The 17,294-nt window shown below is 27.9% G+C and carries 20 protein-coding genes; 2 read left to right on the top strand and 18 right to left on the bottom strand.

What is annotated here, in order from left to right; genetic code table 4:
• Positions 1 to 293: hypothetical protein (locus ACJHWB_RS01365; RefSeq protein ID WP_483132718.1), on the bottom strand; the 293-nt coding region annotated here is incomplete at its 3' end.
• Positions 294 to 435: 142 nt separating this feature from the next.
• Between ACJHWB_RS01365 and metK the strand changes: the two genes are divergently transcribed.
• Together metK and ACJHWB_RS01355 are read left to right on the top strand one after the other, a co-directional pair.
• The gene (metK, locus tag ACJHWB_RS01360) at positions 436 to 1,590 is read left to right on the top strand and encodes a methionine adenosyltransferase (protein WP_483132717.1); all 1,155 of its coding nucleotides are present in this window, start codon (positions 436 to 438) and stop codon (positions 1,588 to 1,590) included.
• Between the two features lie 286 nt (positions 1,591 to 1,876).
• Positions 1,877 to 2,479 (top strand): hypothetical protein, encoded by a 603-nt coding sequence (locus ACJHWB_RS01355; RefSeq protein WP_483132716.1) that lies wholly within the window; start codon positions 1,877 to 1,879, stop codon positions 2,477 to 2,479.
• Positions 2,480 to 2,781: 302 nt separating this feature from the next.
• On the opposite strand, the gene ACJHWB_RS01350 is transcribed toward ACJHWB_RS01355, so the two are convergent.
• From ACJHWB_RS01350 to ruvA, 17 genes are all read right to left on the bottom strand, one after another.
• Entirely contained in the window at positions 2,782 to 4,518 is a 1,737-nt protein-coding gene (locus ACJHWB_RS01350) for a type 2 periplasmic-binding domain-containing protein (RefSeq protein WP_483132715.1), read from the bottom strand.
• Positions 4,503 to 5,327, bottom strand: a complete 825-nt coding sequence (locus tag ACJHWB_RS01345) for an ABC transporter permease (RefSeq protein WP_483132724.1) — start codon at positions 5,325 to 5,327, stop codon at positions 4,503 to 4,505. The genes ACJHWB_RS01350 and ACJHWB_RS01345 overlap by 16 nt, the downstream gene beginning before the upstream one ends.
• A 13-nt stretch (positions 5,328 to 5,340) precedes the next feature.
• Positions 5,341 to 6,189 (bottom strand): ABC transporter permease, encoded by an 849-nt coding sequence (locus ACJHWB_RS01340; protein ID WP_483132714.1) that lies wholly within the window; start codon positions 6,187 to 6,189, stop codon positions 5,341 to 5,343.
• Positions 6,182 to 7,522, bottom strand: a complete 1,341-nt coding sequence (locus tag ACJHWB_RS01335) for an ABC transporter ATP-binding protein (protein ID WP_483132713.1) — start codon at positions 7,520 to 7,522, stop codon at positions 6,182 to 6,184. Before ACJHWB_RS01335 ends, ACJHWB_RS01340 begins: the two co-directional genes overlap by 8 nt.
• A gap of 98 nt (positions 7,523 to 7,620) precedes the next feature.
• Positions 7,621 to 7,755 (bottom strand): hypothetical protein, encoded by a 135-nt coding sequence (locus ACJHWB_RS01330; protein WP_483132712.1) that lies wholly within the window; start codon positions 7,753 to 7,755, stop codon positions 7,621 to 7,623.
• Positions 7,756 to 7,925: 170 nt separating this feature from the next.
• Positions 7,926 to 8,090, bottom strand: coding sequence for a hypothetical protein (locus tag ACJHWB_RS01325; protein WP_483132711.1), 165 nt, complete (start codon positions 8,088 to 8,090; stop codon positions 7,926 to 7,928).
• Entirely contained in the window at positions 8,084 to 8,746 is a 663-nt protein-coding gene (locus ACJHWB_RS01320) for a hypothetical protein (RefSeq protein ID WP_483132710.1), read from the bottom strand. Before ACJHWB_RS01320 ends, ACJHWB_RS01325 begins: the two co-directional genes overlap by 7 nt.
• Before the next feature lie 167 nt (positions 8,747 to 8,913).
• Positions 8,914 to 10,233: a hypothetical protein gene (locus tag ACJHWB_RS01315; protein WP_483132709.1), complete on the bottom strand. Its 1,320-nt coding sequence runs from the start codon at positions 10,231 to 10,233 to the stop codon at positions 8,914 to 8,916.
• A gap of 68 nt (positions 10,234 to 10,301) precedes the next feature.
• On the bottom strand, positions 10,302 to 10,895 hold the full coding sequence (gene pgsA / locus ACJHWB_RS01310) for a CDP-diacylglycerol--glycerol-3-phosphate 3-phosphatidyltransferase (protein ID WP_483132708.1): 594 nt from the start codon (positions 10,893 to 10,895) through the stop codon (positions 10,302 to 10,304).
• The gene (locus ACJHWB_RS01305) at positions 10,883 to 11,575 is read right to left on the bottom strand and encodes an MHJ_0274 family protein (protein ID WP_483132707.1); all 693 of its coding nucleotides are present in this window, start codon (positions 11,573 to 11,575) and stop codon (positions 10,883 to 10,885) included. Before ACJHWB_RS01305 ends, pgsA begins: the two co-directional genes overlap by 13 nt.
• A gap of 9 nt (positions 11,576 to 11,584) precedes the next feature.
• Positions 11,585 to 13,471: a type I DNA topoisomerase gene (gene topA, locus ACJHWB_RS01300; protein WP_483132706.1), complete on the bottom strand. Its 1,887-nt coding sequence runs from the start codon at positions 13,469 to 13,471 to the stop codon at positions 11,585 to 11,587.
• Positions 13,472 to 13,485: 14 nt separating this feature from the next.
• Positions 13,486 to 13,839, bottom strand: a complete 354-nt coding sequence (gene rplS, locus ACJHWB_RS01295) for a 50S ribosomal protein L19 (RefSeq protein WP_483132705.1) — start codon at positions 13,837 to 13,839, stop codon at positions 13,486 to 13,488.
• Positions 13,829 to 14,515, bottom strand: a complete 687-nt coding sequence (gene trmD, locus ACJHWB_RS01290) for a tRNA (guanosine(37)-N1)-methyltransferase TrmD (protein WP_483132704.1) — start codon at positions 14,513 to 14,515, stop codon at positions 13,829 to 13,831. The genes rplS and trmD overlap by 11 nt, the downstream gene beginning before the upstream one ends.
• 6 nt (positions 14,516 to 14,521) lie before the next feature.
• On the bottom strand, positions 14,522 to 14,785 hold the full coding sequence (gene rpsP, locus ACJHWB_RS01285) for a 30S ribosomal protein S16 (RefSeq protein WP_483132703.1): 264 nt from the start codon (positions 14,783 to 14,785) through the stop codon (positions 14,522 to 14,524).
• A 159-nt stretch (positions 14,786 to 14,944) separates the two neighbouring features.
• Positions 14,945 to 15,589 carry a hypothetical protein gene (locus ACJHWB_RS01280; RefSeq protein ID WP_483132702.1) on the bottom strand — a complete coding sequence of 215 codons (645 nt, stop codon included), beginning with the start codon at positions 15,587 to 15,589 and terminating at the stop codon, positions 14,945 to 14,947.
• 43 nt (positions 15,590 to 15,632) lie between these two features.
• On the bottom strand, positions 15,633 to 16,592 hold the full coding sequence (gene ruvB, locus ACJHWB_RS01275) for a Holliday junction branch migration DNA helicase RuvB (RefSeq protein WP_483132701.1): 960 nt from the start codon (positions 16,590 to 16,592) through the stop codon (positions 15,633 to 15,635).
• Positions 16,570 to 17,223 (bottom strand): Holliday junction branch migration protein RuvA, encoded by a 654-nt coding sequence (gene ruvA, locus ACJHWB_RS01270; RefSeq protein WP_483132700.1) that lies wholly within the window; start codon positions 17,221 to 17,223, stop codon positions 16,570 to 16,572. Before ruvA ends, ruvB begins: the two co-directional genes overlap by 23 nt.
• Positions 17,224 to 17,294 lie beyond the last annotated feature (71 nt).

The raw sequence follows: 17,294 nt of genomic DNA, 5'->3' as shown, positions 1-17,294 counted from the left end.
TGAGTTTTAGGAGTTTCATTTTTATTATCTTTATTTGGTGCTGGCTGATTTTGGACTAATTTGGATTTATCTTCATTTTCGGCTTTATTTTTTGGTTCAACTTGCTTAGATGGTTCAAAAGATTGAACCTTGCCAGGTTCTTTTTCATTTTTTTCATTAGTTGAGACAACACCTACTCCATTACCAGTTCCACTAGTTAGACTTTGATTACTATAATAAACTCCTAAACCTGTAGCCAATGATACGCCTAAGGTAGATGCTCCAAGAATTAAAAATATTTTTTTCTTTGTCATAAAATATCCTTTTTATATTATACATAAATAAATTATAAATACAACAATTATATTTATTCCACACCACTTTTTCAAAAAAAACCAAACAAAAAATTTATTTTTTAATAAATTAATAACAAAAAAATATATAATATTGAATTAAATGCAAAAAGACTTGAACGTATTTAAAAAAACATTGTCTGTAGCTGAATCAGTTGGCAAAGGACATCCAGATAAAATTTGTGATCAAATAAGTGATGCAATTTTAGATAAAATTTTAGAGCAAGATCCAAACGCTAGAGTTGCTGTAGAAACTATGGCTTCCAATAGACTAATTATCATAGGTGGTGAAATTAAAACTATTGCTTATGTTGATTTTGTCAAAACTGCTTGAGAAATATTGCTTGCTATCGGTTATACCGAAAATGATTTTACAATCATTTCAAATGTCAACACTCAAAGTGCCGATATTTCGCAAGGGGTTGATCAAGTAAATGGTGATTTAGGAGCTGGTGATCAAGGAGTAGTTTATGGTTTTGCTTGCAATGAAACAAAAACATATATGCCTTTAGCTCCAACATTGGCTCATGAACTTGTAAAACTAGCTGAAAATCAAAGGATAAACAATCCACAATTTCAAGACGCAAGAGCTGATATGAAATCACAAGTAGAAATTGATTTTAGTCAATCAAGTCCTAAAATTAATAAAATTCTCATGTCAATTCAACACTCAGCCAACTATAATAAGGAGCAATTTCATAATTTTATAAAAGAAGAAATTATGAAAAAAGTTGCAATCAAATATGGATTAAACACTGATTTTGAAGTATTAATTAATCCAACAGGTAAATTTGTAATTGGTGGGCCTATTGGAGATACTGGACTAACTGGTCGTAAAATTATCATTGATTCTTATGGTGATGCTTGCCATCACGGTGGTGGAGCTTACAGTGGGAAAGATTACACTAAAGTTGATCGTTCAGGTGCTTACGCAGCACGATGAGTCGCCAAAAATTTAGTAGCTGCTGGATTTGCAGATGCAATTGAATTGCAATTGAGTTATGCTATTGGTATTCCCAAACCCATTTCTATTGCAATTTCATATGCCAAAAATTTAATAATTTCAACTGAAAAAGTTATTGAAATTATTAATAAAGTGTTTGATTTAAAATTATCTAGTGTAATTAAAGATTTAAGATTGCAAACCCCAATTTATCAAAATACCGCAACTTATGGACATTATGGGCGTGAAGAATTAAAATTACCCTGAGAAGAATTGAATAAAGTTGAAGAAATAAAAAAAATATTAAAAAATTAATTAGTTGGAGAATTAAATATAATAAAAATTTATTATAGTTTTAAATTTTTATTTTTTGTTCAAATCTTTTATTTTGTACATTTTTAACATCGAATTAATTATATTGTGTAATAATTATTTAGATAAGCTATCTCAAACTAAAATAAAAGGGTTTATTATATTGGTTTAAAAACAACCACCCCTAAATAAATATAGTTAAATAATAAACACTTTACAATTAAATAATAGTTGTAAATATTAATTACAAATAATATAAACACATAACACATTTATCAAAAGGAATCTTATGCTAAAAAACAAAAAATTATTAATTGGAATTGGTAGCGTAATAGCTATTGGAGCAGTAATTGGAATTTCAATTGGTGTTTCCAAGTCTAACAATCAAAATTTACATAATGAAAAAAGTAAGGATGCGGAAAAATTAACTGTTGAAGCTCCAAAACAAGAGGATACAAATAAAAATCAACCAACTCCTTCACCACAGCCTGAACAACCAAAACAACAAGCTCCTGCACAACCAGAGCAACACATTTCTGTACAATCAACTCCTTCAAAACCAGAAAAACCAATTGCTCCAAAACAATCAACTCCTGCACCACAACCTGCACAACCAAAACAACCCGCTCCTGCACAAAATCAAACTCCAAAGAACACTGTTGAGGACAACTCAGCGACACAAGAACAAAAAGCAAGTCCTAAAACTTCTGAACAAATAGTAACAAAGAGATTAGAACAGAAAGTGGAAAAATTAAACAATCAAATTGCCAAAACCACAGATGTTGAAGAGAAAAAGAAGTTATTAGACAAAAAATTAGAGGCAGTTCAAGAGCAAAAACAATTTCAAAGTAATGTTAATTACATAAATTCTTTAACTAATTTAGGTTCTTAAATTCAATACACAATATAAAATACTATAAATAGAAATTATTTCCTAAAAAACTTAATTTAAAATCAAATTATTAAAATTGATAAATTAAGTTCCTTTTTTTTTAAAAAAAAAGGAACTTATAAAATTTGTTTTAATAAAACTCAAACTCAATGAGCATTATTTTTCATAATAGTGGCAATAACACCTAAATAAAAGTTGTGGTTTTATTTGCTCTTAATGATTTCAAAAGTCTTTTTTTACAAACAAATTTGTCACAAAAAAAGTGGGAATTTCAAATATAATTTCCACTTTTTTTATAATCTTTAATTTTTTGTTTTTAGTGTATAGTATGTTCTAATCAAAGAAAGGAGATGTTCATCAATAGGTTTTAAAAATGTGTAAGTTAATGAATATCTACCTTCATCTTGATTGTCTTTTGTTGGCAAATTACCACGTAATGTTTGTTCAGGTTGCTGAGTCAAATACATATTAAGTGATTTGAGTGTTTTAGGGTTGGATGCATTTGCTAAAACTTTATCAAATGTTAAATCATTAGGATTTGTAATTATTTTTGAATGTTCATTTAATAATAAATAAATTTCATCACCATTTTCATTTTCCTTAACAGTGGCTACATCATCGTTAAAATAAAATTTTCTAAAAAAATCATATGATTTTTTGAAAGTTGGTGTGTAATTTATATAGTCAAAATTTTCCATACTCGGAACTGAAGAAAAATCAAATGAATATCCTTTACCTGATGTTTGTTCATACTTTTCAGTTTCATCATTAAATTTTAGTGTGTATTTAGTTTCGACAGCTGTATCTTTTAACATTTCGTCCAAACTTTTATCTTCACCTTCAAAAATACTTTCATACAAAGTGTGGTAAAGTTGATTAGTTGTCTTTTCAGGAGTAGAAGCTAAAATCACTCAACCATCTAATAATGTTAAATTATTTTTTGGTCTAATAATTCTAATTGTATTTTCCTCTTCTAAAATTTCATAATTATCTTTTGAAAAATTAGCATCCAAAGCATCTCCATTGTACAACAAGCCAACATCTTGACTTAAATTAGGATCGATGACTGAATTAGCTAATTCAAGCCCTGATGTTTTAAATACATTATGCTTTAAGTCAGTATAAGGATGGCCACTAATGGTTCCAATATAATCAACAAAAGCGTCAACTATTTGCTTGTAATTTTTTTCAGTAATTTCAGTTCCATACTTACCTAGCTTCTCGGTCCCAATAAGCAAATTGTCAAACATTGACTCAGTTCATTCAAAATACTTATAGCCATGTTGACGTAATCCGGCTCCAATGCCAGCTAAAGTTTGATCATTAAATTTAATTCCTTTTTCTTGAATTTCTTTTTTTTCTTCAGGACTTCATTGATCCATAAATTTACGCATATTTTTGCGAATTTTAATGTCATGACCATTTTTGTCTTTGCCATCGACTTCATAGTCTCCGATAGTGTAAGCCATAACTTTGTCTTGAGTATAGTAAGGAATAAAAAATTCTCAAAAATGATCAGGAATCCCGTCGTGATCAACATCAATAGGTTTACCTTGGTCATCGTGCATATATTTGTCATATTTGTCAATGTGAGCAACAATTTCTGGACGAAACATCGTTGTAAAAGCTGTTCTTTTTTTATCAATAATTTGTTGTTTAGCTTCCCGAGTTAAACTTGAGTAATTATCAGGTAATTTGAAAGCACTAGCAACATCTCAATTTGGAAAAAGTTTTGCATAGTTAATTTTTTGCAATAATTTTTTTTGCACTAATCTAGCAATTTGAAAGTCAGAACCAACACCTGCAATTGTTCGATTATCTTCAATCGCTCTAGTAAACTCACTTAAATCTCCAAATTCGCGATAGTTAAAATCTTGATTAATTCTTTCTTTTCCGGTTTTTGAAATATAAGATTCATAATTATAAACCACAGGCTTAAATGGTGCTTTAACTTTAAAGTAAGCTACGAGTCCTATAGCAGTAAAAAGTCCAACAAAAATAGTTGATTTAAGCAATCATTTTTTTATTTTTGTGTTCATTTTTTATCCTTTTTAGTTTTTAGATAAATTCATACAATATTACCAACTACTACAAAAAAGAGCATAAATGTTCCAAGTAATAGCGCTCATGTTTTGAAAGTACCTTGATATAAAAGAGTCCCAACTGTTTGAGTATTAGATGTGATTTTAGTTAAAATAAAATCATCAAAAGATAGAAAAGTAACAACTACTAAAGTAGATGTGATAGCTGGCATCATGTATTTTAGGTAAACTAAAAATCAAGCTTGCAATTTAGAATAACCCAAATCTTGCGCTGCTTCAAACAAAGTTAGTGGAAATTTTTCGCTTCTTGGGTGTAATAATAAAATTCCATATGGCAAAGTCATAACAATGTGTGACACAATTGCGCGAGCTAAACCTTCAGATGTTGCCGCAAGCACACCAAACATACTAGTTAGAACAATTGCCATTGCAACGGCGGTTATTACATCTGGGTTAATAAGTGGTACATTAGAAGTTAAACTTACATATAATTTAGCTGTTTTACTTTTTTGGCGCCATAGCGCAAAAACAGTAATTAGTGACAAACTAACAACAACAAAAGCAGTTACTAAAGCGATAATTATTGTATTAACAAGAGCATTTCAAAAACCTTCATTATTTAAATCATAAAAGGCTTGTAAAGAGAATTTATTTCAAGTAGATGAAATAAATCCTTTTTTTGAAGGTGCATTAAAAGCAAACACTGAACCTGTGAAAATTGGGATATAAAAAAACAAAAGTAATAGTCAAACATAGCTTTTTTTTCAAATTTCTTTTTGAATTAAAAAATCCCAAATCTTAGTTATGATTGGCCTAATCTTAGTCATATTTAAATCCTTTTAATTTCATAATCACAATTGGAGCAAAATAAAGAACACCATAAATACCTATAAAAACCAACAAGGTTACAAGCACTAATGAAGAAACACGTGCTAAATCGAAAGGATTGGCAGGGTTTGTAGAATTATTAATTAGGTTTCCAATTAATTGATTTTGTGAACCATTTGGCAGCAACTTATCCGAAATTACAATTGAAGTTGCTGCCATTAAAAACACCAAGGCAATTCCTGAAAAAATAGCTTTAATACTATAAGGAATTACAACTTTTATAAGTGATTGAAAATGGTTATAACCTAAATCAGAAGCTGCTTCTAAAAGGTTTTTGGGCATATCACGAAGCACTGAATAAAGTGGCAAAACCATAAAAGGAAAATTAAGAAAAATTAGTCCTACTAGTAAAAAATAGTTGTTATTCAACTCATCTTGGTCAAAAATTGCCAAAAATAATGAACGTAAAGAAAACACTTTAGCAATTGTAAAAATAATTAGTGGTGACACAATTAATGAAAGTGAATAAATTTTAAAAGCTTTAGATTTACTATTTGCGGCAATAAAAGCATAAGGAAAAGCCAACACCAAACAAACTAGCGCACATACCAAACCAATAAAAACAGAACGACCAATAATAACTCAAGTTGTTTTATCTTTAGTTAAAATATGATTGTCAAACTTAACATCAGCAACTGGTGGTGTTACAGCCTTAACTAGCAATAAAATTAAGGGAATAATGATAAAAATCAAAGCAAAAATAGCATAAGGAATCACAAGCGAAAGTCTTAAATTAAAATTAGACTTGAACTTGGTCCACACATCGATTATTTTAATCATTTCCTTCCTTTGTAAGGTTTTCTTTTTTCATTAAATGAATAGCATCATCATCTCATTTTAAAAAGACTTTTTGACCAATATCATAATAGTCATTAGTTTCAACATGAATTTTTTGACCCACATCAATGGTGACTCAATAGTATGAACCTTTATAAATATTTTGTTCAATTGTTCCTTCAAAATATCCTGAATTCAAATCAATGTCAATGTCTTCAGGACGAATGAGAGCATCTAGCATTTCTCCTGGTGTGAATTCTTGATGAATAGTATAAAGTTCTTTACCAAGAATTTCAACTTTATTTTTATCAATAAATTTAGCATCAAAAAAGTTAGAATCACCTATAAAATTAGCTATTCACTTATTAATTGGATAGTCATAAATTTGTTTAGGTTCATCATATTGAGCAATTTTGCCATCACGAATAACTGCAATTTTATCTGAAAGTTGAAGCGCCTCATCTTGATCATGAGTAACAAAAATAAAAGTAAGTCCTAATTTTTGTTGAATATTTTTTAAAAATACACGCATTTTGTCACGAATTTTAGCATCTAAAGCTGAAAGTGGTTCATCTAAAAGTACAATTTCAGGCTCGATAACAAGTGAACGAGCCAAGGCTACACGTTGTTTTTGACCACCAGATAGTTGGTTGATTGCTTTATTTTCATGCCCAGTTAATCCAACAAGTTCAATGATATTTTTGATTTCAGCATCAATTTCTTCTTTGGTAATTTTACGTGTTAAATATTTCTTTTCAAACTGTTCAGTTTTTGCATGAACATAATTTTCTCAATTAGAATATCTAAAATCTGAATCATCAAGTTGTTCTTGCAATTTATGTCTAGACTTTTCTGTTAAATTTCCAGACTCTAATTTGGCATCTATTTCATTTTGCAATTTGGTTAATTCAGCAATTTTTTGATCACGTTTTTTGATTCATTGTTGTTTTGATTTTTCCAATTTTTCTCAAATGGATGCAGGAATATCAGCTTTATTTTTTGCAATACGCTTTAATTTAAGACCAAACTCAATGTTTCCACGCACTGATAAGTGTGGAAAAAGTGCATAATCTTGAAAAATAGTTGCTGTTTCACGTTTATTAGCGGAAACATCCTTGATATCAATTCCTTCAAATTTGATTTCACCACGAGTGGCTCACTCAAAACCACCAATTAAACGCAAAATAGTAGTTTTACCAGAACCAGAAGGACCTAAAAGTGTTACAAAATCTCCTTTTTTAATGTCAAGGTTAATTTGGTCTAGAACTTTCCTATTGCCAAATTCCTTATCAACATCAACTAAAGAGATGATGATATTGTTTTGGTTAGTTGTCATATATAAATTCCTATACTAAAAATTAAAAAACAAATAAAAAATAAATTATTTATTAAAAAATTTTGGTAACTTCATATTTGAAGAAAAAAAATTCTTCTCTAATGAAGAACAATGGGGAATTTATCAAAAATATCTTGGCTAGTTTGTTCAAGACAAAAAGATGGGTCACTGTATTTAAGAGCCCAAATTTGATAAAACTTATAAAAATGATAATATTTTTTGTCTTCGAACATAATAAAAGTAATAATTATATATAAAAAATATATTATATTTGTATAATTTTGTAATAATAAGTTTTTTTGCTCTAATTATAATGTACATTAAATCAACAAAAAGCACCATTAGTGGTGCTTAAATGTATGATACATCTACATTCGCATTCCTTTTGGTTTTTGTTTGTGTGCTAAAGAATTTCTTCTTCAACAAATTCAATGAGTTTAGGATCAATATCTGCTATTGCATATTTGTAAACTTTCCCTAAAGAAGGGTTGAAAATACCAAGATATTTAAGATTATTAAAAAACTTCTCATTAATTGATCGACACCCTAAAATAAAATAGATTAACAACTGTAAGGTGTGTTGTGATGATATTTTTTTTTACTAACTTTCAAATCTCAAAGTGTGTCTTTGCTCAAAAAGTCACAATCTCCAGCTAGTATTCGCTTTTTAAACCCTCCTGGAAAAGAAAGGCCATATTCAACAAGGGATTCATTGCCTTGAAAAAAATCAATCATTCGTTTAACCATCGTTCTTATGTTTTGGATAACAATTTGGTTAACTGGACCATTCTTTTTAATTAAATTTTTAAATGGTTGGTAAAATCCAATTCCGGCTCGAAATATAACATCGTACGTTGAGGCCTCTATAGCTTTTAAAATATCACTATCACTTAAGTCGTTTTTCATTGACAAAACCATCTTAGTAAGATATTCTTCCTGATTCGTTATATTGGTTCCATTCCGTTTTGTTTGATAAAACAAATAAAACAAAATGCTATCATATATCTTTGCTCCTTTTATAGAAATAGAAAACGCTTGGGTTGGGTTATTATCTTGTTGTAATCGAAATAAATAATCAACAGCTAAACCCACTAAGCTAGGATGGACATTTTCGTTTTCTCGATTTATTTCTTCATTAATTTGTTCAATCTTAAATAGACGGGGTGATAAATAACCGCCTCTTGGTTGTTTAGTTTTTTTCACAACATATACAACACTACTCATAAATTACCTTTCTGTTTTATAAATTATAATTAATGAAACATTGTTAATAAATGTAATTTAAATTGTTTCTCATTTACTTAATACAATATTTATTTGAATTATTTTAAGCAAAACAAAAATATATTTTATTCACTTTAAACTTTTAATCAATAAAATTTGTTATTAATTTAATTATTATTTTCTTGTTTTATAAAATCTTGATTAAGTTGTTTGAAATCAGTTTTATAATTAAAAGTAATTTTTTGAGTTTTCGGCACAACAATAACTTGCAAACCAACTTTGTCAAAATCAAAATGATCTTTTAAATTTTCTTCAAACTCAAAATCACTTGTCTTAGCTGTAGTTAAATAAATATTTTTGCTATCTTGTTTTATAACAAGCAATCAATCAGAAAAATACATTGGTTTTCAAGTTTCTAAAATGAAAATGTTGTTGTTTTTTAAAGCACTTTCAAGGGTTTGTCCATTTAAAAAACTTTGAGCAAATTCCTGAGATATTTGCTCTGATTTTAAAGTTGAATTTAAATTTGTGATTCTATTTGCAAAATTTTGAAAATCATTTTCATTTGTGATTTGAGTTGTGTAATTTTCTAAAAGTGGCTTGTCATAACTAATTAGTGATGAACTTGCAAGTTTCTTTAAAAATCAAGGTGATTTTGCCATTATTTTATTTTTTGTTTGGTTTTTTACAAAAAAATCAAATACCTTTTCCTTTTTTTGTTTTAAAACATTATAAAATAATTGGTTGTCAGAATTGTTATATTTTGAAGCAAGTTCATCTTTAATTTCTTGAATTTTTTCAAACTCATTAATTTGTTTAATTTTTACTTGTTTATTTTTTGGAATTCTAACAATTTTTCAATAGTAAGGATATTCCCTATCTACTGGATGACCTTCAAGAGATTGTTTAAAGTGTTCTTGAATAACTCCTTGCCAAATATGATTTATATAAATAACATTACCTTGTTCTTGAATATAAATTGGCAAAGCTTTATATTCAAGTGGAGAGCCTACCAATTGATATACATATAAATCACTTGTTTTTAAAACATCATTTAATTTTTCACCATCTAAAAATGATATCTCAAATAATCTTTGTAAACTGTTTAAGCTAAGATCTTTTTTCTTATCAATAATAGGATTTCCAATATGCAGTTGAAAATCCCTGATACTAGATAATTTAAATAAATCCTCTCAACTTGCTGGTTCATAATCATCTTCATCATAAGGGCCTCAATATCTATTTTCAATCAAGCGATTAGGTCAATAAACATTATTAGAAAAATTATTTTCTAGTTCATATTTATTTAAAAAACCAAACAACTCTTCCATAAATTTTGTATATTGTTCTTCATTATTTCCATAATTATTTTTAGTTAAATCTTCTTTTTTTAGTTTGTTTTCGCTTGACTTGAATGGAAAACAAGAAACCATTGATACTGGAATTAGCAACAAACCTAAACTTGAAAGTATTTTTTTAATTTTCATCTTTCCTCTTTGTTTAATCTTTTTTTGCCACATTCTAACTAATTTTTTTATAAAAAAAGCAAAATTTATTAAAAAATTTTGCTTAAGATTTGTTTAATATAAATGATTCCTGATAATAGAGAAACCAAGGAAGCCAAAATTAGAGGCAAGTTTATTAGCCAGTAATTTAAAGAAGATTTCACAATAAAGGGTGCAAAAATAAAGCATACTGATATTGCAATTACTTGTAAAACTGTTTTTAATTTACCTCAAAAAGAAGCTGCAACAACAATATTTTTGCTTGCAGCAAAAATTCTTAGTCCGTCCACACTAATATCGCGAAGGAAAAATATTACAACCAAGTACCAAGGAACAATGTTCATTGCTATAAAACTAATTAAAACCGAAGTTACTAAAATTTTATCTGCTATAGGGTCAAAAATTTTTCCAAAATTTGATACTGTATTATACTTGCGAGCAAATCAACCATCTCAAAAATCCGTAAGTGAAGCTAGTAAAAAAATAAAAAAAGCTAGTAAAAAAAAGCTTATACGCGAATTAGAGTAACTTGTGTATGCTGTATAAGAATAAGAAATAATTAAAAAAATAATTAAAGGAATAATTAAAATTATTCTTAAAATAGTTAACCAATTTGCAAAATTCTTTTTAACTATCGTTTTCATATCAATAATGATTTTAGTTTTTCAATAATTTGTTCTTTTTTTGTGAGTGGTTTAATTTCAGTAGATTTTTCCAAAACATCAATTTGTCCATCATACGAAATAATTTCGCTTTTGAATTTATCAATACCAATTTTTCCAGAGCTAAAATCTGAAATTAAATTTTGAAAAAATTGACTATATTTTTCTTGGGTTTGTGCATACAAATCAACAATTTTAGGATCTTCATAATTTTGTAAAAAACTTTGAAGATCTCTAAAATACTCAAGGTTTTTTAAATTTTTTTTATCTCATAAATTTGACTTAGATTGAATCAATTCACTAAGATTATCAATGAAAATATCGGTTGTTTTGTAAGGATTGTTGACAAAAGATTCAACAAATTTTTCATGTTTTATAAAATGTTCCAAACTATATTTGGCAATCAAATTAATATCAGACATCTTAATAAAGCCTATAGAAACAACAAATTTATCTAACATCTCTTTATTGTTTTTAATAACTATATTTATACGTGCACAAAATTCAGCAAGACTTCGTTCTTCCAACTCTTTCATTGCTTTTTTATGTTTTATAATTCTGTCACGCTTTATTTTATTACTAATAAAACTGTAGAGCAAAAACCCAACAATTGCAATAGCTAAAATCGAGATTAAGACAATTAAATTTACATCTGTTTCCATTTAATTCCTTTATTTTTCTTTTTGTTTAGTTGTTTCTTTGTCTTGATTTGCTGTTGAAGTTTTTGTAATTTTTTTGCGATAAACGGGTTTAGCATTAGGGTCTGAAGCCATATAGCGACAATTTGGAAAACCTGAACAACCTATAAAACGTTGACCGGTTTTTTTATTATTGCGATAAATTAGATCCTTTTCACATTCTGGACAACTTTGACCAACTTTTTCTAGTTGAATTACTGTTTGTTCTATGTCGCTGGCTTTTTCCATAGTTTTTTGAAAACTATTTCAAAAAGTTGTTAAATTTTCTTTGTAATTAATAGAACCTTCAGCAATTAAGTCTAAGTCTTCTTCTATCTTGGCTGTGTAATCAATATTTATAATTTCAGGACTAACTTGCAATAATTGTTTTAAAACTAACTCACCAAAAGAAGTTGGTTTTAATGAGCGTCCTTCTTTTTCTACATAAAGACGATCTTGCAAAATTTTAACTGAAACTGCAAAAGTTGATGGCCTTCCAACTTTAATTTGATCTAATTTATCAATCAACGAACCATCATTATAGCGAGCTGGCGGTTTAGTTTGGTGAGAACTATGAGAAAACTTATCCACTTTTACTTTGTCGCCTTCTGATCAAATTGGTAGTTCAAGTGGTTTTTCTTCAGGATCTAAAATTTTGTAGTATCCATCAAAAATAATGGTAGAACCTGATAAAAAGAAATTGTGAACATCTTTTGCCAAAAACTCATAACGAGTTATCTGTCTAATAGGTTGCTTCATCAATGCTTGTAAAGTTGTGTTATAAATTAGTTGATAAACTCGAAAATCCAATTCATCTAAATCATATTTTTCTTTTGCAAGATTTGGTGTAAGTTCAAGATTAGTTGGACGAATTGCTTCATGGGCATCTTGATCACCAGCAAAACCTTTAATAGTTTCGCTATAGTATTCAATTCCGTATTTTTTCTCAATAAAAATTTTAGCTAGATCAATAAAGCTTTGGCTCAAACGTGTTGAATCTGTACGTGGATAAGAAATGAGTCCTTGGTCTCCGAAACCTTCATAAAGTTTTTGGAGAGAAACAGAAACACGAGTAGCTGAATAATTTGAAAGCTTTTTAAATACAGTTGCTTGTTTTAGTGGACTAACTTGAGGATCCTTTTTTTTATTTATCTGTTTCTTAGAAACCTCTAAATATTCAACATCTGACAAATCAGATAAAATTCCCTCAATTTGTTCAGTCGGAATTCACTCTGGTGATTCTAAAAAAGATCTATTAAAATACTTAGCTTCAAATTGACCGATTTGAGCAACTAAAATAAAATAATAGTAAGGAATAAAAGATACAATTTCTGCTTCTCGATCTATAACGAGTTTAAGAGCAACAGATTGTACTCGACCAGCTGATGGATTAGTTGGTGCATTTTTGATTTTAGATCCCAATAATTTAGAAAGTCTAAAACCTATAATACGATCTAACATACGACGGGTTTTTTGTGAATTAACTAAATTTTCATTGATTGTTATAGGGTTTCTTACCGCTTCCAAAATTGCTGTAGCAGTAATTTCATTATAACGAATTCTTTGATATTTTTCTTTAATATCCAAAAGATCAACAAGTGATGCACCAATCGCTTCACCTTCACGGTCAGCATCGGTTGCTATTAAAACAGTTGATGCCTTTTTAGCGGCATCCTTTAATTGTTTAACAATTTTACGCTTGTCAGACTCTATTTTGTAAATAGGTTCTCAAGTTTCTGTGTTAATTCCGAAACCATAAGGTCCTGAAGTTGCTAAATTAACAACATGACCTACAGATGCTAAAACTTCAAATTCATCACCTAAAAAATTGGAAATAGTTTTTATTTTGTTAGGTGACTCAACAATAACTAATTTAGACATAAAAACTAAAGTTATTATTTATTACGCTTAATTTCTTTAAGACGAGCAGCTTTACCTTTTCTATCTTTCATGTAGTAAAGTTTAGCACGACGCACTTTGTTTGAACGAACAACTTCGATTTTATCAACTAATGGTGAGTGATACAAGAAAGTTCTTTCAACTCCAACATTGTGAGCTATTTTATAAACAACAAAACTTTTTGATAAACCGCTACCTTTGATAGCAATAACTAAACCTTCAAAAATTTGAATTCTTTCTTTGTTACCTTCACGAATTTTAACAAAAACTTTGACATTGTCCCCTTCACGAAAAGGGTCTAATTTACGTAATTGACTTGATTCAACAATTTCTATTAATTTATTTTTCATGATTTTCCTTTTGAATGTATTTGTCTCATAAATCAGGACGATTTTTTTGGGTTTTTTCTATTTGTTTTTCTCTTCTTCATTTTTCAATATTCGCATGATTACCATTAAATAAAACTGGTGGAACTTCTAAGTTTTTATAAACTCTTGGTCGACTGTATTGTGGATAATCAAGCAAACCATTTGAAAAAGATTCACTAGCTAAAGAATCTTTATTAATTACCCCTGGCAGTAAACGAATTACAGCATCTGCAACAACCATAGCTGGTAATTCACCGCCTGTTAGCACATAATCACCAATAGAAATTTCATAATCAACTAAATGATCAATAATGCGTTCATCAAAACCTTCATATCGACCACAAACTAAAGTAATTTCATCATATTGAGAAAATTTTTTAGCAAGTTCTTGGCTAAACGGCTGCCCTTGAGGTGAAAGAGCGATTTTCAAACCACCAATATTAGAAATAGCATCATCTATAGGTTGAATTTGCAAAAGCATTCCAGCACCACCACCATAAACACTGTCATCTACTCTTTTAAATTTATCCAGAGAGTAATCACGAATATCTATAGTTTTAATTTCTACTAACTTTTTTTCAATTGCTCGAGCAACTATTGATTCTTCACTAAAGCTTTTAAAATAATTTGGAAAAAGAGAAACAAAATTAATTTTCACTTCAAACTATTTGCTTACTTTTTTGGATGCAAAAAGAGCTAGAACACCTTTTTTAGTAAGTAAGTTTTTAACTGTTAATGTAGGTTGTGCACCTAAAGTTAATCAGTGTAAAACTCTCTCTTCTTTAAATGTTATTTCTTTATTTTGTGGGTTGTAGTGCCCGACAACTTCGATATATCTTCCATCACGAGGTGCACGTGCATCGGCGATAATAATTTTATAAATAGGATTAAACTTGGATCCTATTCTTTTAAGTCTAATTTTTACCATTTTGACCTTTCTGTTTAATATGATAGATAAATATAAACTCATATTATAACACAAAAATTCGTAAAGCAAAATTGCTTGACGTTTTTTTATTTATCTTAAAAATAATAAAAACACTTATCAATATAATTTGACAAGTGTTTTAAAAAAATGAAAGAAAATTTATAATTTTTCACTAGTAAAGAAATCTAAAATAGAATAATTATTTATAATAGCTTTCCTTAATTTATTTAAAAAATTAAAATAATCTACAATTTTATTTACAAAAATTTCACTAACTACCAAATTGTTTTTAACAAATTTGGGTTCAATTTTTCTAACTAATTGAATTTTAGTTTTTAAATCTACTTTATCTGATTTTAAAATAAACATAAATATATCAAATAAGTTTGTTCAATTCAAGCATATTATATCTTCTCAAATATAACTTGTTGATAACTTGTTTTGAATTATAGTTTGTTTTAAATGATGAGTAAAAACATCAATATATCCATTCACTTCAGGATCAACAATATATTCTAAAAATTCCAATCATTTTTCTTGTTTATTTTTTAGGGGGTGATTAGCATCTAAATTGTCAATGGATTTTGCAATAAAAACAGTTAATTCTGCTTTTAATCTATTTTCCATTTTACAAAATTTTTCCCAGAATATTTCAGCATATTCCTGATTAAATAATATTTTTATATCATTTTGTCTTTTTTGATTAAAGTTAATATTAATGTCATTAAAGTGTTTAGACTTAATTAGAATTTCTTCAATAGAAATTTCACGTTCAATTTTTTTAAATAAATTTCTTTTATGCATAAAAATAAGCTTTCATTTCTTAGTTTAATAGTAATTTTTAATTTTATTTATTAGCAGATATTGTATTTAAATAATCAACTCCTGCTTTTGTAATTTTACGCCCTCTTGGCGTTTTTTCTAAAAAGTTTTTTTCAATTAATAGTGGCTCTATAATATGTAGTAGTGTTTGTTTATTTTCTTTTAATATACCACAAACAACATCTAAAGCCACACTCTTGCCCTTGAAAATATTTAACAAAAGCCGAAGATACTCTATACTAGTTTCATTCAACCCTTGCTTATAAATACCAATGCTATCTAGTGTTTTGTCTACAATTTTTTGATCAATTATTTTTACATTCAACACAAGAGCAAAGTCGCGAATCCTTTTTAAAATATTGTTGGCTATTCTAGGTGTTTTATTTGTAAAGTTAGAAATATATTCTATTACTTGATTGTTAATGTTTATTTCTAATTTTTTAGCAGAGTTTTGAATAATTTTCATAATTTCTATTGGTGTATATTCTACCATTTTTGCAATTAATCCAAACCTATTTTGTAAAGGAGTTGAAATTTGAGCTAACTTAGTAGATGCCCCAATTAAAGTGAAATTAGGAAGTTTCATTCTCATAATTTTGTTTTCACCATCTACACCTATTTGTAAATCAATAACAAACTCTTCCATAGCTGAGTACAATAATTCTTCAATATTTTTATTGATTGAATGAATTTCATCAATAAAAATAATACTATTTTTTGTAATATTCGCAAGCATAGCTAGAACATCAGATTTTTTCTCTAAAAGCGGACCTTGAATATATTTTATTTTAGAATTTGTAACATTTGCAATAATATTTGCTAATGTTGTCTTCCCCATCCCAGGTGGTCCATAAAATAATATATGATCCAATGAATGGTTTCTCTTTTTAGAAGAAGCAATTAAAATTCGAAGTGTTTCTATTAATTTTTTTTGACCTATAAAATTTTCAAAACTATTAGGTCTAATTTCTAAATTCTCTTGCATTTGAAATTATTTTAATAGCTTGTTCTATTAAATGCTCAAAATTTTCCGAAGGTTCTACATTTGCCAACGCATAATTAATTTGCTTTTTTTGAAAACCAAGAGTTTTAAGTGTGTTTTCAAGCTCAACTGCAATTTTTTGTTCTAAATTAGTTTTCTGAAAAATTTGTTCAATAATTTCTTCATCTGTTGGCAGTTTATTGGAATCACCATTATTTTGAATTGTTTTTGTAGTTTCTGCCATTTTGGCATATTTTTTTTGAAATTCAAAAACAACTTGTTTGGCATTTTTTTCACTTACATATTGAATTTTAGCAATATTTTTTCATTGACCCAAAATTATATAATCGATAATCTTAGTCCAACCATGATTTAAAGCAGAAATTGCTGTTTTGGGGCCTATTCCCTGAATTGATATTAAATCCTCAAACAAAATACGCTCCTTAAAATTTTCAAAACCATATGTTATTTTGGAATAATCATTTTCGTACTCATAAACATAAATTTTGCGAGTTTCATCTTTGTTAAATCGCTCTATGAAAGGCACATATATCAAAAAACCATTGCTACCTTGTTCAAGAATTAAATAATTTTTATTTTTAGAAACTATTTTACCTATTTTATAAATCTGCATTTGACTCCTTTTGTATATTCACCTAAAATATAGTTTTTTTTAATTTTTTTTCAAAAAAAAGACAAAAATAG

This window comes from Mesomycoplasma sp. (genome assembly GCF_056854695.1).
Note: the sequence above shows the minus strand (reverse complement) of the source record. Positions and strands in the feature narration are given on the sequence as shown.